Below are 25,349 nucleotides of genomic sequence, written 5' to 3' on the forward strand. Positions count from 1 at the left end.
CGCCTTCCGGAGGGAAGCGCCCGGAAAGCGGCACCTCGGCGAGCCCGTGTGCCGATCACCCCGGCGAACCGACCGGTCCGAGCGCGGTAGAGCGCTCCGCCGCACGGGAACCCGGCGGCCAGGAGGCTGTCGGCATGACCGGAGCCGTCAGCCAGGACACGGGAAGTGAGCCGCGCATGGACATGGACAACCAGCAGACATGGAGCGAGTTCCGCGATCTGGTCACCATGGCGCCCGCGGAACTGGAGAAGTGGCTCAAGACACCGGAGTCCCGGGACGCGGGACAGCACCAGGGAGGCGGCGAGTCCACCGGCCACGCCTCCGGCCGCCGCATCGTCGGCATCCTCCGCACCCGCAAGGACGACCTGTCCGACGCGGACTACCAGCACATGCGCAAGGTCGTCGGCTACGTGCGCCGCCACCTGGCACAGCGCCCTTCCGGGGACATCACCGACACGACGTGGCGCCACTCGCTCATGAACTGGGGTCACGACCCCCTCTCCGGCAAGGGCCGCTGACAGCCAGCCGCCGCGGTCCACGAAGCTGGCGGCAGGTGCAACCGGCGGCGCCGTATCCACAGAAAGGGGGACATACCCACTAGGGAGAGGATGACCTGTCATGCAGCTTCGCGACAAACTGCCGGTCGATCACCGGCTGGCCACCGTCCACCGCTACGGCGCCGCGTTCTGCGGGGTGGTCCTGCTGATCTTCGGCATCCTCGGCTTCGCCGACCAGCTCCGCCCCTTCAACACCGACGGCGACACCGTCGCCGGCATGACGACGAACGGCGTCCTCAGCCTCATCTCCGTCGTCGTCGGCCTCGCGCTGATCGCCGGCGGCGTGGTCGGCGGCAACTTCGCGTCCACGCTCAACATGACGGTGGGGACCCTCTTCCTCCTCAGCGGCTTCTGGCACATCTTCGTGCTGGACAAGTCCGCGAACTTCCTCGACTTCGGCATGACCAACGTCATGTTCAGCTTCGTCATGGGCCTGGTGATCCTGACCTTCGGCATGTACGGCCGCGTGACCAGCAAGCTGCCCCACGACAATCCGTACTGGCGCCGCCGCCACCCGCGCCAGGCGGCCAAGGAATCCCTGGCCCGGCGCCGGGCCGCGGCCGGAGCGCTCGGCTCCGCCGACATCCCGGCCGCAGCGCTTCCCGGTGCGACCGCCGACGGCACGGCCCGCTGAGCGGCGTCACAGCAGACATGCCGACCGGCCCCGGGACGCCGCCATCACGGCAGCGGCCGGGGCCGGCCGGCGGTTTCCTGCGGACAGGGCGAGGCAGGCCCGGCGTCAGACGGTCATCGGTTCCCGCCCCTCTCCACCGCGGGGTTCATCAGGTGCGGGTCCAGCGCTGGTTGCTGCCGCCCGAGCAGGAGTAGAGCTGGATCAGGGTGCCGTTCGCGGTGCCGCTGCCGACGGCGTCGAGGCAGAGGCCGGACTGGACTCCGACGATGGACCCGTCGGAGTTCAGGCGCCATTTCTGGTTGTCGCCGCCCCAGCAGCTGTAGATCTGGACCTTGGCGCCGTTGCCGGTGCCGGCGGCGTCCAGGCACTTGTTGCCGTAGACCCTGAGCTCACCGGCGGAGGTGGACGTCCACTGCTGGTTGGTGCCGCCGTGGCAGTCCCACAGTTGGAGCTGGGTGCCGTCGGTGGTGCTGGCGTTGGGGACGTCCAGGCAGCGGCCCGAGGCGACGCCCTTGATCAGCCCGGCGTCCGAAGGGGGCGTGGTGGTGCCGCCGTTGAGTGCGTTGAGGACGGCGGTGTAGGCGGGCTTCTTGCTGCCGTCGCCGTTGAACAGCAGCGGCGTCTGGTCCGCTCGCCAGGAGTCGGTGTCGCGCACGCCCCAGACGGTGATGCCGAGGCAGCGCGAAACGGCGAGGCAGTCGTTGGTCACGTTGGCGTAGGTCGTGGCCGGGGCGCCCTGGATGTCGAGTTCCGTGATGGCCACGTCGACGCCGAGGGCGGCGAAGTTCTGCAGGGTGGTGCGGAAGTTGCTGTTGTAGGGGCTGCCGCTGTTGAAGTGCGACTGGAAGCCGACGCAGTCGATCGGCACGCCACGCTGCTTGAAGTCACGGACCATGGAGTACATGGCCTGGGTCTTGGCCCAGGTCCAGTCCTCGACGTTGTAGTCGTTGTAGCAGAGCTTCGCGGCGGGGTCCGCGGCGCGGGCGGTACGGAAGGCGACCTCGATCCAGTCGTTTCCGGTGCGCTGCAGGTTGGAGTCGCGCCGGGCTCCCGAACTGCCGTCGGCGAAGGCCTCGTTCACGACGTCCCACTGGGCGATCTTGCCCTTGTAGTGGCTCATCACACCGTTGATGTGGTCGATCATCGCCTGGCGCAGTGTGCTGCCGCTGAGGCTCTGCATCCACCCGGGCTGCTGGGAGTGCCAGGCCAGGGTGTGTCCGCGGACCTGCTTGCCGTTCTGGACCGCCCAGTTGTAGACGCGGTCACCGGCGGTGAAGCTGAACTGGCCCCGCTGCGGTTCGGTGGCGTCGATCTTCATCTCGTTCTCGGCCGTCACCATGTTGAACTCGCGGCCGGCGATCGACGTGTACGTCGAGTCGCCCAGCCTGCCCGAGGCGATGGCGGTACCGAAGTAGCGGCCGCTCTGCGCCGCCGCGGCGCCGAGGGTGCTTTCGGCGGCGTGCGCGGCGGGCGGTGCGACCAGTGCGGCGGCCGCGCTGAGGACGCCGATGAACAGCACCAGCAGCAGACTGCGGATTCTCCGGCGGACACCGGGTCCGGGAAGGGCGTAGAAGCCCATGGCTGTGCCTCCAAAATAGACATCACGGAATGACGGGAGCCCAGGGACACCCCGGTCGTGGGACCGGGGCGAACTCGACCGGCGCATGCGGCGCCCGGTCGGCCCTCGGGTGACGTTCGGCGCGCGGCAGCGCTGTTTCGGCACAGGCACGGAGGTACTCCATCGCGGCTCAGCCGGTGGCCGTCACTCGGCGTCGCGTACCTCTCCATCTGCACGAAGAGTCAGCTGCGCCGGTGCGGACCGCACCGGAACGAAACGGGGTGGCGCAGGTGCTGTGGTGCGTGGATGGGCCGTGCGACGGCGGGTGGATCGGTGGTGCGTCGCGGGTGGCGCACGGCAAGGGCGGTTCGACATTTCGAACTGCGGTCGGCCCTTGGTGAGGGATGATTGAGGCATTGACGGTGGATCGTCAATACATTCGACAGAGAAAGTTGCTCCACTATCTCCGAAACATTCGGAGATGGATTTGGCCGTGCGACCGTCTGCGACTGACGCCGCCGGAAGACATCACGCCCCCCAGACCGCGATCGAAGCGAGTACAGGAAACAGTCGCTTCACCTTCGCGCCCCTGGTCAGCCCCCTTGAAATCGTGAGCCGTACGGCTCCTTCCCCGCCGGTTCCCAGGCTTGCGCGACACCTCGCCACCCCCCGAAGTCGGGGGGCTGTTTGCAGACAGAACAGCGACAGACCTTGACCGAGGGACCCCTCATTTCTATCTTGTGGCGTCGAAAGATCCGTGAACTCCTCGAATGTTTCGAGGAATTTCATCTCCGGCCCACCGCTCCGCGGTTCGCCGACGCCACCTCGCCCCGCGCCCCCAAGGAGGCACTCAGATGCGGTCGCGCCACCCGTCAACGGTTCCCCTCAGACGCTTACTCGCCGTCCTTGCACCGCTGCTGCTCGTGGCCACCTTCCTCGGCGCCCAGCCCGCCAGCGCGGCGACCGTCGACACCAACGCCTCGTACGTGCTGATCAACCGCAACAGTGGCAAAGCGCTGGACGTCTACAACATGGCGACCAACGACGGCGCCCGCATCACCCAGTGGACCAGAAACGATCAGAGCCAGCAGCAGTGGCAGTTCATCGATTCCGGCGACGGCTACTACCGCCTCAAGTCCCGCCTCTCGGGCAAGGTGCTGGACCTGTACAACTGGTCCACCGCGAACGGCGGTTCGATCGTCCAGTGGACCGATCTGAACGGCACCAACCAGCAGTGGCGACTGGCCGACAGTTCGGACGGGTACGTCAGGCTCATCTCGCGCCACAGCGGCAAGGCCCTCGAAGTGCAGGGCGCCTCCACCGCCGACAACGCGAACATCGTCCAGTACGACGACTGGGGCGGCACCAACCAGCAGTGGCAGCTCGTCAAGGTCGGCACCGACACGCCCGGCGCGTGCGATCTTCCGTCGACGTACCGCTGGTCGTCGACGGGCGCACTCGCGCAGCCCAAGTCGGGCTGGGTCTCTCTGAAGGACTTCACCGTCGCCCCCTACAACGGCAAGCAACTCGTCTACGCCACGACGCACGACACGGGGACGAGCTGGGGTTCGATGAACTTCGGCCTGTTCAGCAACTGGTCGGACATGGCCTCCGCCAGCCAGAACACGATGTCGTCCGCCACCGTCGCGCCCACTCTCTTCTACTTCGCGCCGAAGAACATCTGGGTGCTCGCCTACCAGTGGGGCGGGACCGCTTTCTCCTACCGGACATCGAGTGATCCCACCAACCCGAACGGCTGGTCAGCGCCGCAGGTGCTGTTCTCCGGAAGCATCTCCGGCTCCGGAACCGGACCGATCGACCAGACACTCATCGGCGACGGAACGAACATGTATCTGTTCTTCGCCGGTGACAACGGCAAGATCTACCGGGCCAGCATGCCGATCGGGAACTTCCCGGGCAGCTTCGGCAGCACCTCCACCGTCGTCATGAGCGACACGACGAACAACCTGTTCGAGGCACCGCAGGTCTACAAGCTTCAGGGTCAGAACCGCTACCTCATGATCGTCGAGGCGATCGGTTCACAGGGCCGCTACTTCCGCTCGTTCACGGCCACCAGCCTGAACGGCACGTGGACACCCCAGGCCGCCACCGAGAGCAACCCCTTCGCCGGCAAGGCCAACAGCGGCGCCACGTGGACCAACGACATCAGCCATGGCGAACTGATCCGCACCAGCGCGGACCAGACCATGACCGTCGACCCGTGCCACCTACAGCTGCTCTACCAGGGGCGCAGCCCCAACTCAGGCGGCGACTACGGCCTCCTCCCCTACCGTCCCGGGCTGCTGACTCTGCAGCGCTGACGGCACACCCCGAGTCCGCCCTCCGCCAGGGCCGGACCGGCAGCACGGGGCGGACCCGGCAACAGGCCGGGTCCGCCTCGTTCGGGCATGCAAGCCGACCTGGTCGCCGTCGGCCCCCGGGCCGTCCGCGGGGCCGGTCCAAGGTCCTGAATCTACCGGGACACATCCCGCAGCTGGGCAAGCCCGCTGAGAAGAAGATCGAGACCGAAGGAGAACTCCTCCTCGATCGGAACCGGCATCACCCCGGCAACAGCGACAGTGGCGGGGAACACGTCCGGGTCCACGCTCCGGAAGAAGGCCGCCGACTGCGTGTCGTCAACTTGCCCCGCACCGCCGTGCCCGTTGACCTGTACGGCGAAGCCGAGGACATAGCGCGCCAAGGTCGCGTACGCGTACGCGGCAGCTCGCGGCGGGAACCCGCTGCCGAGCAGCACCGCCACACAGTGCTCCCGAAGGGCCATGGCGTTCGGTCCCAGCGGAATCTGCTCGACCATGAGACGCGCCGCGTTCCGGTGCCGGGCCAAGGCGTCGAACATGGTGTGCGCGACCGTCCGCAGCGCCTGCTGCCAGCCCATCGCGAGGAGTTCGTCGCCGTCCAGCTCCACCACGCCGAACATGCGGTCCACGACGTGGGCGACCAGAGCCGCCCGGTTGTCGAAGTGCCGGTACAGCGTCGCCGTACCCGAGCCCAGACGCTGGGCCAGCGTCCGCATCGACAGGGCGTCGGAGCCTTCCTCGTCCACGATCCGCAGCGCTGTGGCGACGATGCGCTCCAACGGCACCGGCGGCCGCCCCGGAGAACGCCGAGCCGATGCCGCGCCCGCTCGCGCAGGACCAGGTTCTGCCACGGAATGTCCCACCTCCTCGCACGGCACCTTAACAGCGACGCCGTAGCCGATATGACGAGCGCCGGTCGGGCGCTCCGCGTACCCTCCCGCTCACTCACCTCCCCAGCCGACGACGGGAGCGCTCCCAGCGCTCTCGCATGCCATGGCCCCCACTCTCCCCGCACCCCGGGCAAAGTCATGTGCTCGCCACCCCCGCCCCCGTAAGATCGGTGATCTCGTGGGGGAGGTGGTCATGGGCAGACAGCGCCCGGCGACGCCGACGCTGGAGGAGGTGGCCGCCCGCGCCGGGGTGGGACGGGGCACGGTCTCCCGCGTCATCAACAACGCCGCAGGCGTCAAGGAGTCGACGCGCCGGAAGGTGCAGCGAGCCATCGAGGAACTGGGGTACGTGCCCAACCTCGCGGCTCGTTCCCTCGCCGTGCGGCGGGCCGACGCGATCGCCCTGGTCATGACGGAACCGGACTGGCGGCAGTTCGCGGAGCCCTTCTTCTCGGAGATCGTCAGCTCGCTCGGGGACGCGCTGTCCGGCACCGGAATGCAGCTGATGCTGACCCTGGTCCGCTCGGACGCCGAGCGGCAGCGCTTCCTGGAGTACGCGCGCGGCGGCCGCGTCGACGGCGTCCTGCTGATGTCGGTGCACGCCGGGGACCCACTGCCGGACATGCTCGCCGAGGCCCGGTTGCCGACCGTACTGCTGGGGCGCCGCTCCGGCGACGAGTACGTCAGTTACGTCGACGTGGACAACGTTGGCGGCGCCCGCAGCGCCGTCTCCCATCTGGTGCGACGAGGCCGCCGGAGGATCGCCACCATCACCGGGCCGGCCGACATGTACGTCACCCAGTGCCGACTGCGGGGCTACCAGGAGGCCCTGAGCCTTGCCGGCCTGGAAGGCGGGCAGACGCTCGTCGCCGAGGGCGACTTCACGGCGGAGAGCGGACGCCGCGCCATGGCCGAGCTCCTGCGGCGGCAGCCGGAGATCGACGGCGTCCTCGCCGCGTCGGACACCACGGCTGCGGGAGCCCTGGAGACGCTGCACTCGGCTGGACGCCGGGTGCCCGAGGATGTCGCCGTGATCGGTTTCGACGACTTCCCGCTGGCCCAGCAGACCGCACCCCGGCTGACCACGGTGCGTCAGCCGATCGAGGCGATGGGGCAGGCCATGGTCCGGCTGCTCCTGGAGGAGATGGAGGAGGGCGCCGTGGCCTGGCGGCACGTCATCCTCCGCACGGAACTGATGGTGCGCGAATCCACCTGACCGCCGCCGGGTGACGGGTGCGGGGAGCTCTCCTCCCTGTACCGTCGCGCTCCGCCGCGGGGTCCGTTTCCGACCTGCGCCTCACCGATCGGTCCCCTCCCTTTGCGTCGAGAGTCTTGTCATGAACCTGAATCATCTCTAGTGTCCGTGCCGACCGAGGGAATGGGAGCGCTCCCAACAGCCACCTGGGGACGCCTCCCCGAATCCCCCCATCCCTCCGAAGAGGATCCGCATGCGACCTCCACCACGCCACGCCCGCAGCGCGCGGGGCATCCTCGGCGCGCTGCTCACCTCACTCGTCTCGCTCGCCGCGCTTCTGACCACCGCGTCGGGGGCACAGGCCGACACCACGATCTGCGAACAGTTCGGGACGACGACCATCCAGGGCCGCTACGTCGTCCAGAACAACCGCTGGGGCACCAGCGCCACGCAGTGCATCGCCGTCACCGACTCCGGGTTCAGGCTCACGCAGGCCGAGGGCTCCGTCCCCACCAACGGCGCTCCGAAGTCGTATCCGTCCGTCTACAACGGCTGCCACTACACCAACTGTTCGCCCGGCACCAGCCTTCCCGCGCAGCTCAGCACCATCTCCAGCGCGCCGACGAGCACCTCGTACAGCTATGTGAACAACGCGGTGTACGACGCCGCCTACGACATCTGGCTCGACCCCACGCCCCGGACCGACGGCGTGAACCGAACCGAGATCATGATCTGGTTCAACAGGGTCGGATCCGTCCAGCCCGTGGGCGCCCCGGTCGGCTCCGCCACCGTGGGCGGGCGCGAGTGGCAGGTGTGGTCCGGAAACAACGGCTCCAACGACGTGCTGTCGTTCGTCGCCCCGTCGGCGATCAGCAGCTGGAGCTTCGACGTCATGGACTTCGCCCGGCAGGCCGTCTCCCGGGGACTGGCGCAGAGCAGCTGGTACCTGACCAGTGTTCAGGCGGGCTTCGAGCCCTGGCAGAACGGCGCGGGCCTCGCCCTGACCTCGTTCTCCTCGACCGTCAACAAGGGCTCCTCCGGTGACCCGGGAGGCCCCGGCGGCTCGGCGGCCTGCAAGGTGGCGTACACCGCGAACGTCTGGCAGGGCGCGTTCACCGCCGATGTCACCGTCACCAACACCGGTTCCTCCGCGGTCAACGGCTGGAAGCTCGCGTTCACCCTGCCCTCCGGACAGCAGATCACCAGCGCCTGGAACGCGACCGTCTCCCCTTCCTCGGGAGCTGTCACGGCGAGCAACGTCGGCTACAACCAGCAGATCGCCGCCGGCGGCCAGGCGTCCTTCGGATTCCAGGGCACCTACGGCGGCACCTTCACCAAGCCCTCGGGCTTCAGCCTCAACGGCACGGCCTGCACCACCGTTTGACCTCCGCGCCCACGCCGGGGCCCACCCGCTTCCTCCCCAGGGAACGGCGGGCCCCGGCCTCCGTACCCGGGGTGCCCGGCGCGTCGGCGCACCCTACTCGGGGGCTTGTCGGTCCATCAGCCGGATCAGCAGCGGGAGTTCGTCGTCGAGGAGGTCCGCCAGGGCCTGGCGCCGCGCCATGGGCCGGGCGACCCACAGGACGCCGGCGAAACACAGAAGTCCCACGGTGAGCGACTTCCAGGTACCCCACCATGCGGCCAGGGCGAGGAGGCAAGTGACAGGGACGGCGAAGACGAACCAGATCCAGAAGGCCAGGCGCACGGCACGAACGGGCCGGCTCCAGCTCCACAGTCTCCGCAACGGCACCTTGCCCAGCAGCAGGAACGCCGCGCTGCCCAGGCTCAGCGCCAGGAAGACGACGCTGAGCCAGCCCTGTACACCCCACAGCCGGCCTTCGCGCACGATCGCCACGGTCTTGGCGCCGGGTGCGACGGACAGCATGAAGTAGAAGGGAAGAAGCACGGGGAGCCGCGTGGCGAAGTCGTACTTGAGCAGGGAAGAGCCCGACTCCCAGGCGTCCCTGGTGGCGATGCCCTTGGACATGAGCACCTGCACCGCCCGCACGCACAGCTCAGGGCGCAGCCACTGCAGGACGCGCACACGTACGTCCGGCACCCCCGCCGCCGCTGCCACCCGTCGCGCAAGGTCAGCACGCGCGGCAGCCTCGCTGAACGGCGCCGCGGCCGGGGAGGCGTGGGAGGCGAGCCGGCGTCCCAGCGAGCCCGGTCCGTGCCGGTCGAGGAGTTGTGCCGTGGCTCCCTCTTCACCGAACAGGGCATCGAGGTCCGACCGGAGCCCTGCATCGAGGTCGTCCGCCGTCAGCCTGAGGCGTCCAGGGCGCGTGGCCACGTCCTCGACCAGGACCAGGGGCATCACCAGGCGCGGGTCGGGCTCGGTCGCCTCAGGTGGCGCCGCGCCCGCCCTCGCGGCCTCGTGGAGGAGCGCGACGAGCATCTCCGGGACGCTCGAGAGCCACAGACCAGGGAGGCTCTCGGAGTAGGGCTCCCACACCCAGGACCAGCTCAGCCAAGTCCTGCGCACGCGCAGGGACCTCGGCAGGTTCCGCATGGCTTCCGCCGCCTCCGGGTCTTTGAGGAGATCGGCCAGCAGGAAGGCCAGGTGCCAGGAATCCTCGGGCGATTCGCCTGTCGTCAGTTCGTCGAGCATGCCGCCCATCGCCAGGACGGCTCTGGGTGTCCGGATCATCCAGAGCGTCCGGGCGACGAGGGTCAGCGGCAGCTCGTCCCGCATCTCCCGCAACGCACCCACCGCTACATCGCCCAGGGCCACCAACGCCTCCTGAGCGTCGGGCGAGGAGGTCATGCGCGAGGCGAGAAACCGTGCCGCACGGGGTGAACGGGTGGCCACCAACGCCTGGACCGCAAGGCGTGCCCGCTCCGGTGCGGTGGCGGTCTCGGCGGTCGTGCACAGCAGCGCGAAGACACCGAGGCCGCGCGGCCGGCGGTCCGCGGCGACCAGACCGAACGCGGCCACGACCGCATCCGCCTGCGCGGACCGTGGCGCGTCGGGCACGAGCCGGGAATGGAAGTCGCTGACGATCCCGTCGGCAAGGGCGTCGTCGACCACGTGCGCGTCAGCCAGGCACTGGAAGGCGAGCAGGGGGTCGGCAGCGAGAACCTCGCGCACCACGTCGGAACAGTCTCGCGTGACGGCGCCGCACCACAGGCGGACGGTCTCCCGCCAGACTTCGGGGTCGCGTCGGTAGCGCTCCAGAAGCATGTCCGGTTCGTCGCCGAGCGCCATGGCGGCCAGGTATTCCTGAAGGGTCAGGTGAGCGAACTGGAAGCGCTCGCCGTTGTCGAGCGACAGCAGCAGACCGCTGCGGTCGACGATCTCGCCGAGCATGTCCTCGGCGCTCTCGGCCGGGCGACCGTAGCGCTCCAGTACCTCGCGCAGGACGCTGAGGACCTTCTCCGACGGAACCGCCAGCCGGTCGTAGGCGTCCGGGGGGACGTCCTGCGCGGCCAGGGCGAGACGTCGGAGAGCTGCTCGTTTCACCGGCTGCGCGAACCGTGCGTCACGCTGGCGGTCCCGCAGCAGGCTGACGGTGACCTGGTCGTAGAAGTCGGTCCTGTTGTGCGGCAGGGCCTGGCCGGTGCCCGCGTACTCGTAGCTGTACAGGTACGCGATCATCGTCAGCAGCAGCGGGTTCCGGGCCAGCGGCATCAGCTGCGGTGTGTCGTGCAGCGCGCCCAGCAGCTGTTCCACGGTGTCGGGCTCGAGCGTCGAAGGCCAGGGCCAGCCGTACAGGAAGCGTTGGATGAGTCGATCGTCGAACTCCTCCACCCGTACGACGGGAATGGCCTCGTCGGCGAACTCCCCCCGGTAGACCGCGATCCGGCACGTCACGACCATCCGGCACCGGTCGTACGCGTGCAGGAAGCGCCGTACTTCGTGAACGATCCTGGCGCGCTGCGCCGTCGGCACCTCGTCGAGTCCGTCGAAGTACAGCGCGAGCCTGCCGTCCGCCAAGGCGCGTTCGACCCAGGTGCGCGCGTTGGGGAAGTCGTGCTCGGCGAAGTGGTCGACGATGTGCCCGATGAGGTCGTCCGTGTCCAGGTCCACCGAGTGCAAGGGCAGCAGGACCGGTACGTCGGTGCACACCCCCAGAACGACACGATGCCTGCGGCGCGGGTCGTACCACGTGCGGGACGGCGTCAACTCGGGGCGGTAGCGTCGATGTGCCCAGGCCAGCACGGTGTGCCTGAGCAACATGGTCTTGCCGGCGCCCGGCGCTCCCAGCACCACGGCCCGGCGGCAGTCCCGCAGCGTGATCTCCGCCTGCTGATGTTCGGTTTCGGTACCGAAGCCCGTGGCGGCGCGCAGCGGGACGTAGATGGAGGCCATGTCCATCGCCTGGTGCTCGTCCGGGCGGAAGGAGACGGAGAAGCGGGCATGACGCTCGTACAGCTTGACGGTGTAACGACGCAAAGCGGTACGGCGGAGCAGAGCGCTGCCCGCCAGCCGCCGGTACACGACAGCGGCCGTACGGTCCACCGCGAGCTTCAGCCAGTCCTTGAGCTTCAGCACGAGCACCCCGAGGACGAACGCCCCCGCGGCCGGAAGCCAGTCCCGCAGCTGATCCCCCACCAGCGCCCCCCGCCTGCCCCGGACATGAACGGCTCGGGCACGCCCCGCCGTTGTGCACACGACCTGTCCATCCATGGGATACCAGCCGCACCACCGGCCCGGCTATGCGCCGGCAGCGGTCGCCGCCGGCGCGTGGGACGCCCGCTTCGTGTCACACCGCGGCGATCCCCTGCATCCCGGAGTCGGCGTACAGGAACTTCGCGTCCCGCGTCACCGCCAGGTCGATGACTCCCTGGGACCGGACCGACGGCGGGGTGGCCACGCCGACGTCGTTCGTCAGCGCGAGCCTGCCGTGGGTGCCGGTGCGGTAGCCGGTGACGGTGGAGTTGCCGGTGTTGCCGCCGCAGAAGAAGTCACCGGCACGCTCCGGCCGGCACAGCGTTTCCTGGCCGTCGGGCAACGGCCGCTGGACGACCTGGAGCCGGCCGTCACCGCCCGCGTTCATCACCTTCGCGAGGGAGCCGAGCACGGTGATGGAGGCCGGTAACTCCCCGCCGGAGCCGACGGCGAGGACTGCGCCTCCGGTGGCCGGCAGCCGGATCTGCAACGGTGACCTGCGCCTGGTGTGCCTGCTCATGCGGACGGCACCGGAGTTGCCACTGTGGCAGGAGGGGCAGGGCGGAATCACCGCCACGTCAGGCTCTCGTAGGGTCCGCCGGAGACGGGGAGGCTCAGGGCTCAGGGCTCAGGGCTCAGGCGAAGTCTGCTTCCGTGATGCCGTCCAGGTGGCCGGGCGGCCATTCCACCAGCTCGATCCGGTAACCGTCGGGGTCCGTGAGCCACGACGTCTTCGGGCCGTCCGGACCGCCGGGGAACTGGAGGGGGCCGGGCTCCAGGCCGGCTTCGGTCAGTGTCTTCAGCGTGGTGGCGAGCGTTTCCACCTGGATCGCGAGGTGGTCGAACCCGCTGCCCACGTCGACCGGCGCGTCGCCGGGACGGTGGACCAGTTCGAGCGAGGCCGCCGGTTCCCCGGGGAACTTGAGGATCACCAGGCGAGCCCCGTCACCGACCTCGACCCGGCCCAGTTCGACGTAGCCCAAGGCGGTGTAGAAGCCGAGCGAGCGGGCGAGGTCGGTGACGCGGTAGGAGACGAAGAGCGTCTTCACGCGGCCTCCTCGGATCGACGTACCTGGTAGCGCAGGTGGGTGACGTCCCGGTCCTCGAGCCGTCGGACGAGGTCGAGTTCGGTGTGCTGACCGCCGAGGTGGTCGAAGAGTCGCCGGCCGCCCCCGAGGAGGACCGGAACCAGGTGGATCTCCATCTCGTCCAGCTGCCCGGCCCGCAGCAGTGCCTGGGCCGCGCCCGCCCCGTGGACCATGACCGGCCGGTCCCCGGCGGCTGCCCGGGCCTGCCGGGCGCAGTCCTCGACGTCGGTGACGAAACGCGCGTGGCCGGGTGGCACGTCCCCGTCCTCCACCTGGTGGGTGAGGACGAAGATGGGGACGCCGTCGTGGTGGTCGCCCTGCCAACGCCCCGCGAGTTCGAAAGTCCGTCGGCCGGAGATCAGCGCGCCGGTCGCCAGCGCCTCGCGGTAGACCTGGCCGCTCGGACCGTCGGACTCCCGGTCGTCGAGCCAGTTGAACAGCCGTCCACCGCCGCGTCCGAGTTCCTGTCCCGGCCGGTCGTCCGGGCCGGCGATGAAGCCGTCGAGCGACATCGACATGTACAGCCGAATCGGAGCGTTCATCCTGGCCTCCCTCTCTCCTCCATGACACCGCCGTCCGGCAGCCTCGGAACCGCCGACGCGGCCGGGATGTCACGAGGAAGACTTCAGGCAGGCGGCAAACTCATCGGCCCGAAGCAGCCCCTGGGGTGCTCAGCAGGCCACCGCCCCTGTCCGGCAGTGGTACGCCGTCACGCCTCATGCTCCCGAGGATCACGTCCGTTTCCGAGCCGCAGCAGCTGGGACAGCAGGTCGGCGCGGCGCAGCAGGGGCTCCAGCACGTCGCTCAGCACATCCGTGGGGTGACCGGCAGGAGGCCCGCCGCCGACGGGTGTCTCCCCTCGCCCGCACGCACGCGCTGAGAAGCCCCCCGGCCTCTGCCACCGCCCGGGCATCCGACGCACCTCCTTCATAGAGCGGCCCAACGCGGCTCTCGTTGAGAAGACTGCTGACAGCGCCTGAGAGTTGTGTCGGCTGCCGAGGGGGTGCCCACACAGGCTGCGCCACCGCGCCCGCCTTGGCACAGGCTCCCCGGCTCTTGTTGCCGGGACGCGGCAACAAGCGGCACGTCAGCGTGCGGGTCAATGACCTGTCAATGCCGCGTAAAGAACGTGTAGGGTTCCTCGCGGTGTGCCGGGAAGCCTGGTCGGCGATGCACAGGACAGCTGTCTTTGCCGATCGGGGGTTCAGGTCATGGTGCTCGTCGTGGTCTTCGGCGCGGCGCTGCTCATCGCGGTGCTGCTGTCCGGGCTCGCCGCCCGGACCGTTCTGTCCACGTCCCTCCTCTTCCTGGCCGGCGGGGCTCTGGTCAGTGACGGCTTCCTCGGGCTGATCCACATCACGCCGGACAGCGAGATCGTGTCCGTGACGGCCGACCTTGCGCTGTTCGCGGTGCTGTTCACCGACGGCATGCATGTGTCCTTCCCCAAGCTGCGCGCGAACTGGCGCAACCCGGCCCGCGCGCTCGGGCTCGGCATGCCGCTCGCGTTCGTCGGCATGGCGCTGGTCACGCACTTCCTGGTGGGGCTGGACTGGACGACGTCCTTCCTGGTGGGTGCCGTACTCGCCCCCACCGACCCGGTGTTCGCGTCGGCGATCGTCGGCCGCAAGGAAGTCCCGGCGAAACTGCGGCAGTTGCTGAACGTGGAGAGCGGCATCAACGACGGGCTCGCCCTGCCGGTGGTCCTCGTCCTGATCGCCGCGGCCGGGCCGACGTCGGGGCACGCCGAGGCCGACCTCGGGAAGATCGCCCTGGAGCTGGTCCTCGGGCTGGTCTTCGGTGTCGTACTGCCATGCGTCGTGATCGAGCTCGTACGGTTCCGGCTGCTGGGCGCCGAGCCCAAGCTGCAGCCGCTGCTGCCGCTGGCGATCGGCGTGATCCTGTACGCCCTGTGCCACCTCACGCACGCCAACCCCTACCTCGCGGCGTTCTCCGCGGGCGCGGTGCTCACCGCGCGGTCGGGGGAGGCGAAGGACGTGTTCGAGCCGCTCGGCGAGGCGCTCGCGGAGCTGGCCAAGTTCGCGGCGCTGCTGGTGTTCGGCGCCCTGCTCACGCCGTCGCTCTTCGGGGACCTGTCCTTCGCCGGGTACGTCGCGGCCGTCCTGGCGATCGTGCTGATCCGGCCGGCCTCGCTGCTGCTGTCGCTGCTCGGCACCCGGTTCACCCGGCAGGAGAAGCTGGTCGCCGCCTGGTTCGGCCCGAAGGGCTTCGCCTCGGTGGTCTACGGGCTGCTGGTGCTCCAGGCCGGCATTCCGCAGGGCGAGGAGGCGTTCACGCTGATCGCCGTGTGCATCGCCTTCTCGATCGTCGCGCACAGCTCCACCGACGTCCCCATCGCCTGCCTCTTCCACGTCGAGGACATCGCCGGCGTGGACGGCACCGTCCCCACACCTGTCACCCCGAAGGAGGCCGCCCGTGTCGGCGCATGAACTCGCCGAGCCCTGTCCGTCCGTGTCCACCGACGGCGCCGCCGTCGCGCCCGTCTCGCAGCTCGTGGGGCGCACGGTGACGCGGTGGCTGCCACGCCGCGGGTTCCGGCCCCCGGCGGTCGGACCGAACGTGAACGTCAGGCACATCGCGGCCCGGATGGCCCGCACCCGTGCACCGCTGGTCGCGGTCGCCGAGCGCGGCGCCGCCCGGATCCGCCGGGGCGGGGCCGTGACGGCCGCCCGTCCGACGGAACGACTCGCCGGAGGATCGTGAACGGCTGGCAGAGCTGGGCGGCGGTCGTCGTCTTCGTCGCGACGTACGCGCTGATCATCAGCGAGAAGATCCACCGAGTGGCGGCGGCTCTCGGGGGCGCCGCCCTGATGCTGGCCATCGGCGCCACCGACGACAAGTCGGCCTTCTTCTCCGAGCACGCGGGGGTCGACTGGAACGTCATCTTCCTGCTCATGGGCATGATGATGATCGTCGGCGTGCTCAAGAGGACCGGCATGTTCGAGTACCTGGCCATCTGGGCGGTGAAGCGGGCGCGGGCCCGGCCGTTCCGGGTGATGGTGATGCTCGTCGTCATCACCGCCCTCGCCTCGGCGCTCCTCGACAACGTCACCACCGTGCTGCTGATCGCCCCGGTGACCCTGCTGGTGTGCGAGCGCCTCGCGCTGCCGGCCGCGCCCTTCCTCATCGCCGAGGTGTTCGCCTCCAACATCGGCGGCACCGCGACCCTGGTCGGCGACCCGCCCAACATCATCATCGCCAGCCGGGCGGGCCTGACCTTCAACGACTTCCTGGTCCACCTCGCCCCGCTGTCCGCGTTCCTGACCGTTGTGCTCGTCGTGCTGTGCCGTTTCCTGTTCCGCAGCTCCTTCGTCTACGACGAGACACGCGCCCTGGAGGTCATGGCGCTGGAGGAGCGCGAGGCCATCCGCGACCCCCGGCTGCTGATCCAGGGCCTGGTGGTCCTCACCCTGGTCGTCGCCGGCTTCGTGCTCCACCCCGTGCTGCACTACGAACCCAGCATCGTCGCGCTGCTCGGCGCCGGTCTGCTCGTCGCGGTCTCGGCCGTCGAGACCGGTGAGGTCCTCAGCGAGGTGGAATGGCCGACTCTCGCCTTCTTCGCCGGACTGTTCGTCATGATCGGCGGCCTCATCGAGACCGGCGTGATCGGCGAGATCTCCAGGTCTCTCGCCGACGCCATCGGTGACAACGAACTCGGCGGCTCCATGCTGCTGCTCGGCGCCTCGGCCGTACTGTCCGGCATCGTCGACAACATCCCCTACGTCGCCACCATGGCCCCCATCACCGCCGACCTCGTGCACACCATGGGCGGCGACCCCGACCACGTCATGTGGTGGGCCCTGGGCATCGGCGCGGACCTCGGGGGCAATGCCACCGCGATCGGCGCCAGCGCCAACGTGGTCGTCCTGGGCATCGCCGAACGCAACCGCCAGCCCATCTCCTTCTGGCAGTTCACCAAGTACGGCCTGGTGGTCACGGTCGTCACCGTGACGCTGTCGGCCGGGTACGTGTGGCTGCGTTACTTCGCCCTGGCCTGAGAAGGAGGTCCGCGCCTGGTCATCCGGTGTGCGCCCGGCACGGCCGCCGCGTATGTTTCGCGTCAATGTCCTGGCTCACGCTCCGCAGCTGTACGAGGCTGAGTACAGGAATGTTCCGAGGGATGAGGAGTCCGCCGTGCGCGCCCGTGATCTGGCGGTCGGATACGAGACCGTGAGCGTGGACAGTGACGCCCTGGACGCGGCCCGGCTGCTGGCCGAGCACCGGCTTCCGGGTCTGCTGGTGCTCGACGAGCGGGGCGAGCCGAAGGCGATCCTGCCCGCGTCCCAGATGGTCAAGGTGCTGGTGCCGGCCTATGTGATCGAGGATCCGACCCTCGCCGCGGTGGTCGACGAGAAGCACGCCGACCGGCTGTGCGCGTCGTTGGAGGGGCGCACCGTCGGCGACTGCCTGTCCAGCAAGGCCGAGCCGCCGCCCATCGCCGCGCCCGACGACACCGCCCTGGAGGTGGCCGCGCTGATGGCCCGGGTGCGCAGCCCCCTGGTGGCGGTCGCCGAGAAGGACAAGGCCGGAACCCACCTGATCGGCGTGATCACCGCCTCCCATCTCCTGCACGAGCTGCTCGGCGCCACGGGACGGTCGGACAAGGGCTGAGAGCCGGGGTGGCCCTCGTCCGTCCGGCACCGCCCGCCCTGCCGGAGCAGCGGCATGCCGGGCAGCGGCACCTGCGCCGGCTCAGTCCAGTGCGTCGAGGGCGGCGAGGATGTCGGCCGGTTCGGCGCGGGCGGTGTAGTCGGTGTTCACGAACGCCCAGCGGATCAGGCCGTCGCGGTCGATGACGTAGGTGGCGGGCAGTGGAAGTGTGCGCGGGTGGCCGTCGTTGACGCGCTGGAGGTCGAAGCCGAGCTTGTCGTAGACGGCGGCGAGGTCCTCGGGAAGGTCGAAGGCGAGGCCGTACCGCTGGGCGGTGTCGGAGCCGAGGTCGCTGAGGACGTCGAAGGCGAGGGCGTGCTTCTCGGTCAGGGACAGGGACTCGTCGGGGATCTGCGGAGAGAGAGCCACCAGGCGGGCGCCGCGGGCGGTGATCGCGTCGTGGTGCTGCTGGAGGGAGCGCAGGGCGATGTTGCAGTACGGGCACCAGGCGCCGCGGTAGAAGGTGAGCACCACCGGCCCGGCAGCCAGCAGATCGTCCAGGGCCACCGTCCGCCCGGTCGCGGAGGGCAGACTGAAGCGCGGGGCCCGGTCTCCTGCGGTCAGGGCGCGATCGGCCTGGCCGGAACCGGCGAGTTCCTGCCCGGCCCGGCGCATGATCTCGCGTGTCTCGGCGGGGATCTGCAGCCGGCGGGCCTCGTAGAAGGCGCGCAGCTCGGCGTTGAGGGTCATGGAAGGGCTCCTCCTGGCGTACGGGTGGGCACGGCACACGCCGCTCAACTTGGAACGACCGTTCCAAGATAACCCGGGCACGCGTATCCTGGAACCCTCGTTTCAAGATGACGGAGTGACACGACGTGCCGGACATCAAACACTTCGACCCGGACACGGCCCTGGACACGGCGGTCCGGCTGTTCTGGCGCCAAGGCGCGGCCTCGACCGGCATCCAGGACGTCGTGACCGCGACCGGGCTCAACCGCTCCAGCCTGTACGCCACCTTCGGCGGCAAGCAGGAGCTGTACCGCGCCGCCCTGCGCCGTTACATCGAGCAGCGCTCCCAGCCGGCGTTCCGCCGCCTCGCCCAGGACGAGCGGGGCCTGCCGGCCATCGCGGACTTCTTCGCCGAACTGATCCGGGCACGGTGCTCGGGCGAGCACGCCCGCTGGGGCTGCATGGTGTCCAACGCGCACGCGGGCGCCGAGAACGGCGACCCGGAGGTGCGCGGTCTTCTCGACCGGCATCACCAGCAGTTCCGGGAGGCCCTGCGCACGGCGCTCGGCACGGCCGGCGCCCGGGGCGACCTGAGCCCCGACGTCGACCCCGACACCGCCGCCGACCTGCTGGCCCTGCTCGCCTACGGCGTCAACCTGCGCTCCCGTGCCGGAGCGGACGCGAGCGCCCTCGGCAGGACGGTCACCGCGGCACTCGCCTCACTCGCCTCACTCGACGGCCGAGCGAAGCCGTAGCCACCACTCCGCTCCGGTTCCGTGCAAGGCATCGCCGTACCGCTGCACTGGACGGCGTTCTCCACGACGGCGGCAGGCATCCGCCTCGTACGTACGGGCCTTGAGGTCGACCGCGAGGGCCCTGAGAAGCCGGTGACCGCCCTCCGGCACCAGCGCCCGCGTCTACGCAGTGCCGCCTTCCGTGCCGTGCTTGCGCTGACGGGAGCCGCAGACGCGTCGCCGTCGCCGATCCCGTCCGCTGCTGATGGGGACGAGGCTGCGGCGGGAGCCGACGGCCGGGCGACGGCTCCCCTCGCGAGCTCCCGCGATCCGCTGCGGGGACACGATCAGCTCTGATCGGCCAGTTCCTTGAGCGCGATGTTCAGGTCCAGGACGTTGACCCGGGGTTCGCCGAGGAACCCCGCGGTGCGCCCCTGGGTGTGATCGTCGACGAGCTTCTGCACCCGGGCCGCGGTCAGGCCGTTCGCCCGGGCCACACGCTGGACCTGAAGGTCCGCGTAGGCAGGCGAGATGTCCGGGTCGATCGCGGAGGCCGAGCCCGTGACCGCGTCCACGGGCACCTTCGACTCGGGCACGCCGTTGAACTCGGCGACCTGCCTTTTCGCCGCCTTCACGGCCTTGACCAGCCGCGGGTCACTGGCGCCCAGCTGGCTGGAGCCGGTGGCGAGCGGGTCGTAGCCGCTGTTGGAGGGCCGTCCCTGGAACCACGTGGGGTCGGGCTTGTCGGTGCCGGGCAGGTCCCAGCGCTGGCCGATCAGCTGCGAGCCGACCTCCTTGCCGCCGGCCTCGACGACCGAGCCGTTGGCCTTGTCGTGGAAGAACGCCTGGGCGATCCCCGTCACGGCCAGCGGGTAGAGGATGCCGGTCACCACGGTCAGGACGAGCAGCATGCGCAGTGCCGCCCACGCCAGACGTCCGGTGTTCGCTACGGAGTTGTTCATGGTCCTTCACCCGATCCCGGGGATCAGAGAGATGAGCAGGTCGATGAGCTTGATGCCGAGGAACGGGGCGATCAGCCCGCCGAGGCCGTAGATGCCGAGGTTGCGCCGCAGCATCCGGTCGGCGCCCATCGGCCGGTAGCGCACGCCCCTGAGGGCGAGCGGCACCAGGACGATGATGATCAGCGCGTTGAAGATCACCGCGGACAGGATCGCCGACTCCGCCGAGGCCAGGCCCATGATGTTGAGCCTGTCCAGGGACGGGTACGCGACCGCGAACATGGCCGGGATGATCGCGAAGTACTTCGCGACGTCGTTGGCAATGGAGAACGTGGTCAACGCGCCCCGGGTGATGAGGAGTTGTTTGCCGATCTCGACGATCTCGATGAGCTTGGTCGGGTTGGAGTCGAGGTCGACCATGTTGCCGGCCTCCTTGGCGGCCGACGTGCCGGTGTTCATCGCGACACCGACGTCCGCCTGGGCCAGCGCGGGCGCGTCGTTCGTCCCGTCACCGGTCATCGCGACGAGCTTGCCGCCGGCCTGCTCCCGCTTGATGAGGGCCATCTTGTCCTCGGGCGTGGCTTCCGCGAGGAAGTCGTCGACACCCGCCTCCTCGGCGATCGCCTTGGCGGTCAGCGGGTTGTCGCCCGTGATCATGATCGTCTTGATGCCCATGCGGCGCAGTTCCTCGAACCGCTCCCGCATGCCCTCCTTGACGACGTCCTTCAGGTGGACGACCCCCAGCACGCGGGCGCCCTTGTCGTCCTCGACGGCGACCAGCAGCGGCGTGCCACCCGCCTCGGAGATCCGGTCGGTCACCCGCTGGGCGTCCTCGGCGACCGTGCCGCCCCGCTCCCGGACCCACGAGAGGACCGAGGCGGTGGCACCCTTGCGGATCTTCCTGCCGTCGACGTCGACGCCGGACATGCGGGTCTGCGCGGTGAACTCGATCCATGTGGCGTGCGCCAACTCGCCCTGGTGCCGCTCGCGCAGGCCGTACCTCTCCTTGGCGAGGACCACGACCGAGCGGCCCTCCGGCGTCTCGTCGGCCAGCGACGACAGCTGGGCGGCGTCGGCCACCTCGGCCTCGGTGGTGCCGCGCACCGGCACGAACTCCGCGGCCCGGCGGTTGCCGAGGGTGATGGTGCCGGTCTTGTCGAGCAGCAGCGTGGAGACATCGCCGGCGGCCTCGACCGCACGGCCCGACATCGCCAGGACGTTGCGCTGGACCAGCCGGTCCATGCCGGCGATGCCGATCGCCGACAGCAGGGCGCCGATCGTGGTCGGGATGAGGCAGACCAGCAGCGCCGTGAGCACGATCATCGAGGTCTGCTTGTCGGCGCCCGCGTAGACCGCGAACGGCTTCAGCGTGACGACCGCCAGCAGGAAGACGATCGTCAGCGACGCCAGCAGGATGTTCAGCGCGATCTCGTTCGGCGTCTTCTGCCGGGCCGCGCCCTCGACCAGGTTGATCATCCGGTCGATGAAGGTCTCGCCCGGCCGCGTCGTGATCTTGATGACGACGCGGTCGGAGAGCACCCTCGTACCGCCGGTCACGGCGCTCCGGTCACCGCCGGACTCCCGGATGACGGGCGCCGACTCACCGGTGATGGCCGACTCGTCGACGGAGGCGACACCCTCGACGACGTCACCGTCGCCCGGGATGATGTCGCCTGCCTCGCAGACGACCAGGTCGCCGATCTTCAGCTCGGTGCCGGCGACCACGGTCCCGTCGAGCTTGCGGGCGACGGTGTCGGTCTTGGCCCTGCGCAGCGTGTCGGCCTGTGCCTTGCCCCGCCCCTCGGCGACCGCCTCCGCCAGGTTGGCGAAGACGACGGTCAGCCACAGCCAGCCCGCGATGGTCCAGCCGAACCAGTCGCCGGGGTCCTTGACCGCGAGCACGGTGGTGACGACCGAGCCGACCAGGACGACGAACATCACGGGCGACTTGACCATCATCCGAGGGTCGAGCTTGCGCAGCGCGCCGGGCAGCGACGTCCACAGCTGCTTGGGGTCGAACAGCCCCGCACCGACACGTTGTGCGTCCTGGTGCCCGCTGGGCACGTCCGGGTGCGGCGCGAGGGCCGCGGTGGTGGGAGACGTCTGCGACACGGCGTCCTCTTGCTTCTTGATGTGGGTGGTCATGCCGCCAGCCCCTCGGCGAGGGGCCCCAGCGCCAGGGCCGGGAAGAACGTCAGACCCGTGATGATGAGGATCGCGCCGACCAGAAGGCCGGTGAACAGCGGCTTCTCGGTGCGCAAGGTGCCCGCCGTGGCGGGTACGGGGTTCTGCCCGGCGAGCGAGCCGGCCAGCGCCAGCACGAACACCATCGGCAGGAAGCGGCCCAGCAGCATGCACAGACCGAGCATCGTGTTGTGGTAGTCGGTGTTCGCGCCGAAGCCCGCGAAGGCGGAGCCGTTGTTGTTGGACGCGGATGTGTAGGCGTACAGCACCTCGGAGAACCCGTGCGCGCCGACGTTCGTCATCGACGACTCGCCCTTGCCCAGCGCCATCGCCAGCGCCGTGCCGATCAGCACCAGGGCCGGGGTGACCAGGATGAAGCAGGCGGCCAGCTTGATCTCGCGGGTGCCGATCTTCTTGCCCAGGTACTCCGGCGTACGACCGACCATCAGACCGGCGATGAACACGGCGATGACCGCCATGATCAGCATGCCGTAGAGGCCGGACCCGACGCCGCCGGGTGCGATCTCGCCGAGCATCATGCCGAGCAGCAGCACGCCGCCCGACAGGCCGCTGAAGGAGTCGTGGAAGGAGTTCACCGACCCGGTCGAGGTCATCGTCGTGGAGACCGCGAACAGGGCGGACGGCCCCTCTCCGAACCGCTGCTCCTTGCCCTCCATGGCCCCGCCCGCGAGCTGCGAGGCGGTCCCCGGGTGCGCGTACTCCACCACCGTCACCGCCACCACTGCGGCGAACCAGATGACGGCCATCGCGGCGAGGACGGCGTGGCCCTGCTTGGCCGAGCCGACCAGCGTGCCGAAGGTGCGCGGCAGCGAGAACGGGATCACCAGCAGCAGGAAGATCTCCAGCAGGTTGGTGAAACCGTCGGGGTTCTCGAAGGGGTGCGCGGAGTTGGCGTTGAAGAAGCCGCCGCCGTTGGTGCCCAGGTTCTTGATGGCCTCCTGCGAGGCGACGGCACCGGGGCTGATGGTCTGCTTGTCGCCGGTCAGCGTGGTGATCGAGTGGAGGTCGCCGAAGTTCTGGACGGCACCCGCCGCGACCAGCAACACCGCCGCGACCACGGAGACCGGGATCAGGACGCGGACGGTGCCGCGCACCAGGTCGGCCCAGAAGTTGCCCAGCACGCCGGTGCGGGACCGGGCGAAGCCGCGCACCAGGGCGACGGCCACCGCGATGCCCACAGCCGCGGAGACGAAGTTCTGCACGGCCAGGCCGGCCGTCTGGGTGACGTGGCTCATGGCCACCTCGCCCGAGTACGACTGCCAGTTGGTGTTCGACACGAACGAGGCCGCGGTGTCGAACGCCTGGTCCGGGGCGATCGGCTTGAAGCCGAGGGACAGCGGCAGCTTGTCCTGCACCCGCTGCAGCACGTACAGGAACAGCATGCTCACCGTGGAGAAGGCCAGCACTCCCCGCAGATAGGCGGGCCAGCGCATCTCCGCGTCGGGGTCGGCGCCCACCGCGCGGTAGATCCACTTCTCGGCCCGGAGATGCTTCGTCGAGGAGAAGACGGCGGCCATGTGGTCGCCGAAGGGACGGTGCACCAGGGCGAGCGCGCCGATCAGCGCGGTCACCTGGAGCACGTCAGCAAGAACGGGGCTCATGTCGGGTGCTCAGAACCTCTCCGGGAAGATCAGGGCGAGGACGAGATATCCCAGCAGGGCGACAGCCACGACGAGGCCGACGATGTTCTCGGCGGTCACAGCTTCGCCACCCCTTTGGCGATGAGAGCCACCAGCGCGAACACCGCGACCGTGGCGACGACGAAGGCCAGATCGGCCATCGCAAGCTCCTGGATGAGGTTCGAAGTTGAACGGACCTCTAGAGGGAACCCCCTGCGCCGCCCCTGTTCATCGGCCCTTGACGCAGCCCTGACGCGGGGCTGTGGGCCCTTGACGAATCCCTGACGCGGGCCGGCCCGTGATCACTCTCCGACGGGCGTCCGGCCGGGGTCCAGCGGGAGTCCGGCGAGGGCGCCGGCGCTGCTGAGCCGGGCCGGGTGCAGCTGCAGAAACCGTCCGTGGCGCTCAGACCTCGCGCTCCGGCCAGCCGAGAAGCCGGGCACCGATCACCGCGGTCTGAAGGGTGTAGCGGTGCACGGGATCGGCCGGGTCGGCGCCGGTGAGCTTGTGAATGCGCTCGAGACGGTACGTCATGGCGCGGACGCTCAGATTCAGGCGGCGGGCGGCCTCGGCGCTGACACAGCCGGAGTCGAAGTACACGGTCAGCGTGTCGACGAGCGGCTGGGCGCCACCGCGGGCGGTCCGGAGTGGGCCCAGGGTGTTGCGGACGAGGTCGGCCATGGCCTGCCGGTCGCGGGTCAGCACCGGGTAGACGAGAAGGTCCGCGGAGCGCAGCACGGGCTCGTCCAGCTCCAGGCGGTCCGCCAGGTCCAGCGCGTTGAGCGCCTCCTCATAGGAGTGGACGACGCCGCCGGCGCCGGGATGGGCACGGCCGATGGCGACCCGGCCGGCCTCCGTGGCCGCGTACGCCTGTTTGGCGAAGAACGTCAGGACGTCGTCCTGGTCACCGGGCGCGATGCAGATCAGCCGTCCGTCCTTGGTGGTGAGCAGGATCCGCCGGTCGCCGAACCGGGCGACCAGCGCACTCTCCACCTGTCGGGTGGCGGGGTGGGTGTCGTCGACAGGAAGGTCCCCCTGGGCCACGGCGACCGCATGCGCCCGGGACAGCAGCAGGCCGAAGCGTTCGGCGCGCTCGGCGAGGCGCCCCAGGTCGCTGCGGCCGTAGAGCAGGTCGTCGATGAACTCCCGCCGGGCGGCCTCCTCCTGACGTACCGCAAGCTTCTGGGCCCGTTCATGCCCCTCGGCGAACGCGTCGATCGCCTGCTCGACCGCGGCGAACACCCGGTCCGCCCCGACGCCCGGGAGCGCGGGGCACACCGTGGGGGTCGCGGCCAGATGGCGGCGTACGAGGACGCGCAGGCCGTGGCCCTTCTCCGCGGCGCGTTCCCCTTCGGCCCGCAGGAACTCCAGTTCGCCCCGGGAGAGCCGACGGCCGGTGGTGCACACGTCGGTGAGTACGCGGGCATACGCCTCCCAATACTCGTCGGACATCTCCGGCCCCGTCACTCGTCCTCCCGCTTTCTTGATGCGCTGCTGACCATTCCCTGACGCGGTGGCCAAGACTGGCAGATGCCGGCCCGGTGAGCGCACCCGGTACCGGGCAGGCGTGCGAGCGATCCGCGAGGACCGGACGGACCGGACGGACGGGACGCCCCGAGGTCCGGAACCCTCCGACGGCATCA

Annotated in this window: 22 protein-coding genes; 10 read left to right on the plus strand and 12 right to left on the minus strand. The window is 69.8% G+C overall.

Going from position 1 to position 25,349, the window contains the following annotated elements; all coding sequences use genetic code 11:
• Positions 1-176 precede the first annotated feature (176 nt).
• Together DI272_RS02660 and DI272_RS02665 are read left to right on the plus strand one after the other, a co-directional pair.
• A complete protein-coding gene (locus DI272_RS02660) occupies positions 177-518 on the plus strand; it encodes a DUF3140 domain-containing protein (protein ID WP_109500648.1) in 342 nt (113 codons plus the stop codon).
• 100 nt (positions 519-618) lie between these two features.
• Complete coding sequence (locus tag DI272_RS02665) at positions 619-1,191, plus strand: DUF4383 domain-containing protein (protein WP_109493511.1); 573 nt, start codon at positions 619-621, stop codon at positions 1,189-1,191.
• Positions 1,192-1,339: 148 nt separating this feature from the next.
• Here DI272_RS02665 and DI272_RS02670 read toward each other — a convergent pair whose 3' ends face one another.
• Positions 1,340-2,770 carry an endo-1,4-beta-xylanase gene (locus tag DI272_RS02670; protein ID WP_109493512.1) on the minus strand — a complete coding sequence of 477 codons (1,431 nt, stop codon included), beginning with the start codon at positions 2,768-2,770 and terminating at the stop codon, positions 1,340-1,342.
• 833 nt (positions 2,771-3,603) lie between these two features.
• On the opposite strand from DI272_RS02670, the gene DI272_RS02675 reads away from it, so the two are divergent.
• A complete protein-coding gene (locus DI272_RS02675; RefSeq protein WP_109493513.1) occupies positions 3,604-5,070 on the plus strand; it encodes a non-reducing end alpha-L-arabinofuranosidase family hydrolase in 1,467 nt (488 codons plus the stop codon).
• 152 nt (positions 5,071-5,222) lie between these two features.
• Here DI272_RS02675 and DI272_RS02680 read toward each other — a convergent pair whose 3' ends face one another.
• Positions 5,223-5,852 carry a TetR/AcrR family transcriptional regulator gene (locus DI272_RS02680; RefSeq protein WP_109493514.1) on the minus strand — a complete coding sequence of 210 codons (630 nt, stop codon included), beginning with the start codon at positions 5,850-5,852 and terminating at the stop codon, positions 5,223-5,225.
• Between the two features lie 298 nt (positions 5,853-6,150).
• Between DI272_RS02680 and DI272_RS02685 the strand changes: the two genes are divergently transcribed.
• Together DI272_RS02685 and DI272_RS02690 are read left to right on the plus strand one after the other, a co-directional pair.
• On the plus strand, positions 6,151-7,173 hold the full coding sequence (locus DI272_RS02685; RefSeq protein WP_109493515.1) for a LacI family DNA-binding transcriptional regulator: 1,023 nt from the start codon (positions 6,151-6,153) through the stop codon (positions 7,171-7,173).
• 232 nt (positions 7,174-7,405) lie between these two features.
• On the plus strand, positions 7,406-8,536 hold the full coding sequence (locus DI272_RS02690) for a cellulose binding domain-containing protein (protein ID WP_109493516.1): 1,131 nt from the start codon (positions 7,406-7,408) through the stop codon (positions 8,534-8,536).
• 93 nt (positions 8,537-8,629) lie between these two features.
• Here the strand turns inward: DI272_RS02690 and DI272_RS02695 are convergent, their stop codons facing one another.
• The 4 genes from DI272_RS02695 to DI272_RS02710 all read right to left on the minus strand — a co-directional run bounded on the left by DI272_RS02695 (position 8,630) and on the right by DI272_RS02710 (position 13,394).
• Positions 8,630-11,707, minus strand: coding sequence for an NACHT domain-containing NTPase (locus tag DI272_RS02695; protein ID WP_181387069.1), 3,078 nt, complete (start codon positions 11,705-11,707; stop codon positions 8,630-8,632).
• Between the two features lie 151 nt (positions 11,708-11,858).
• Positions 11,859-12,284, minus strand: coding sequence for a hypothetical protein (locus DI272_RS45075; protein ID WP_258314441.1), 426 nt, complete (start codon positions 12,282-12,284; stop codon positions 11,859-11,861).
• 115 nt (positions 12,285-12,399) lie between these two features.
• Complete coding sequence (locus DI272_RS02705; RefSeq protein ID WP_109493518.1) at positions 12,400-12,813, minus strand: VOC family protein; 414 nt, start codon at positions 12,811-12,813, stop codon at positions 12,400-12,402.
• Positions 12,810-13,394: a dihydrofolate reductase family protein gene (locus tag DI272_RS02710; RefSeq protein WP_109493519.1), complete on the minus strand. Its 585-nt coding sequence runs from the start codon at positions 13,392-13,394 to the stop codon at positions 12,810-12,812. Before DI272_RS02710 ends, DI272_RS02705 begins: the two co-directional genes overlap by 4 nt.
• A gap of 669 nt (positions 13,395-14,063) precedes the next feature.
• Between DI272_RS02710 and DI272_RS02715 the strand changes: the two genes are divergently transcribed.
• The 4 genes from DI272_RS02715 to DI272_RS02730 all read left to right on the plus strand — a co-directional run bounded on the left by DI272_RS02715 (position 14,064) and on the right by DI272_RS02730 (position 17,481).
• A complete protein-coding gene (locus DI272_RS02715; protein ID WP_109493520.1) occupies positions 14,064-15,299 on the plus strand; it encodes a sodium:proton antiporter in 1,236 nt (411 codons plus the stop codon).
• Positions 15,286-15,573: a hypothetical protein gene (locus DI272_RS02720; protein ID WP_109493521.1), complete on the plus strand. Its 288-nt coding sequence runs from the start codon at positions 15,286-15,288 to the stop codon at positions 15,571-15,573. Before DI272_RS02715 ends, DI272_RS02720 begins: the two co-directional genes overlap by 14 nt.
• Positions 15,570-16,868, plus strand: a complete 1,299-nt coding sequence (locus DI272_RS02725; RefSeq protein WP_109493522.1) for an ArsB/NhaD family transporter — start codon at positions 15,570-15,572, stop codon at positions 16,866-16,868. The genes DI272_RS02720 and DI272_RS02725 overlap by 4 nt, the downstream gene beginning before the upstream one ends.
• Positions 16,869-17,004: 136 nt before the next feature.
• Complete coding sequence (locus DI272_RS02730) at positions 17,005-17,481, plus strand: CBS domain-containing protein (protein WP_109493523.1); 477 nt, start codon at positions 17,005-17,007, stop codon at positions 17,479-17,481.
• 81 nt (positions 17,482-17,562) lie between these two features.
• Here the strand turns inward: DI272_RS02730 and DI272_RS02735 are convergent, their stop codons facing one another.
• Positions 17,563-18,210 (minus strand): peroxiredoxin-like family protein, encoded by a 648-nt coding sequence (locus DI272_RS02735; protein WP_109493524.1) that lies wholly within the window; start codon positions 18,208-18,210, stop codon positions 17,563-17,565.
• Between the two features lie 125 nt (positions 18,211-18,335).
• Here DI272_RS02735 and DI272_RS02740 point away from each other — a divergent pair, with 125 nt between their 5' ends.
• Positions 18,336-18,944, plus strand: a complete 609-nt coding sequence (locus DI272_RS02740; protein WP_109493525.1) for a TetR/AcrR family transcriptional regulator — start codon at positions 18,336-18,338, stop codon at positions 18,942-18,944.
• Positions 18,945-19,270: 326 nt separating this feature from the next.
• Here the strand turns inward: DI272_RS02740 and kdpC are convergent, their stop codons facing one another.
• The 5 genes from kdpC to DI272_RS02765 all read right to left on the minus strand — a co-directional run bounded on the left by kdpC (position 19,271) and on the right by DI272_RS02765 (position 25,158).
• Positions 19,271-19,885, minus strand: a complete 615-nt coding sequence (gene kdpC / locus DI272_RS02745) for a potassium-transporting ATPase subunit KdpC (RefSeq protein ID WP_109493526.1) — start codon at positions 19,883-19,885, stop codon at positions 19,271-19,273.
• A 6-nt stretch (positions 19,886-19,891) separates the two neighbouring features.
• A complete protein-coding gene (gene kdpB, locus DI272_RS02750) occupies positions 19,892-22,027 on the minus strand; it encodes a potassium-transporting ATPase subunit KdpB (RefSeq protein ID WP_109493527.1) in 2,136 nt (711 codons plus the stop codon).
• The gene (gene kdpA / locus DI272_RS02755) at positions 22,024-23,688 is read right to left on the minus strand and encodes a potassium-transporting ATPase subunit KdpA (RefSeq protein ID WP_109493528.1); all 1,665 of its coding nucleotides are present in this window, start codon (positions 23,686-23,688) and stop codon (positions 22,024-22,026) included. The genes kdpB and kdpA overlap by 4 nt, the downstream gene beginning before the upstream one ends.
• A 9-nt stretch (positions 23,689-23,697) precedes the next feature.
• Positions 23,698-23,787 (minus strand): K(+)-transporting ATPase subunit F, encoded by a 90-nt coding sequence (kdpF, locus tag DI272_RS02760; protein WP_016434100.1) that lies wholly within the window; start codon positions 23,785-23,787, stop codon positions 23,698-23,700.
• Between the two features lie 324 nt (positions 23,788-24,111).
• The gene (locus tag DI272_RS02765) at positions 24,112-25,158 is read right to left on the minus strand and encodes a CdaR family transcriptional regulator (RefSeq protein WP_109500649.1); all 1,047 of its coding nucleotides are present in this window, start codon (positions 25,156-25,158) and stop codon (positions 24,112-24,114) included.
• Between the last annotated feature and the right edge of the window lie 191 nt (positions 25,159-25,349).

This window comes from Streptomyces sp. Act143 (assembly GCF_003143935.1).
Taxonomy (GTDB): domain Bacteria; phylum Actinomycetota; class Actinomycetes; order Streptomycetales; family Streptomycetaceae; genus Streptomyces.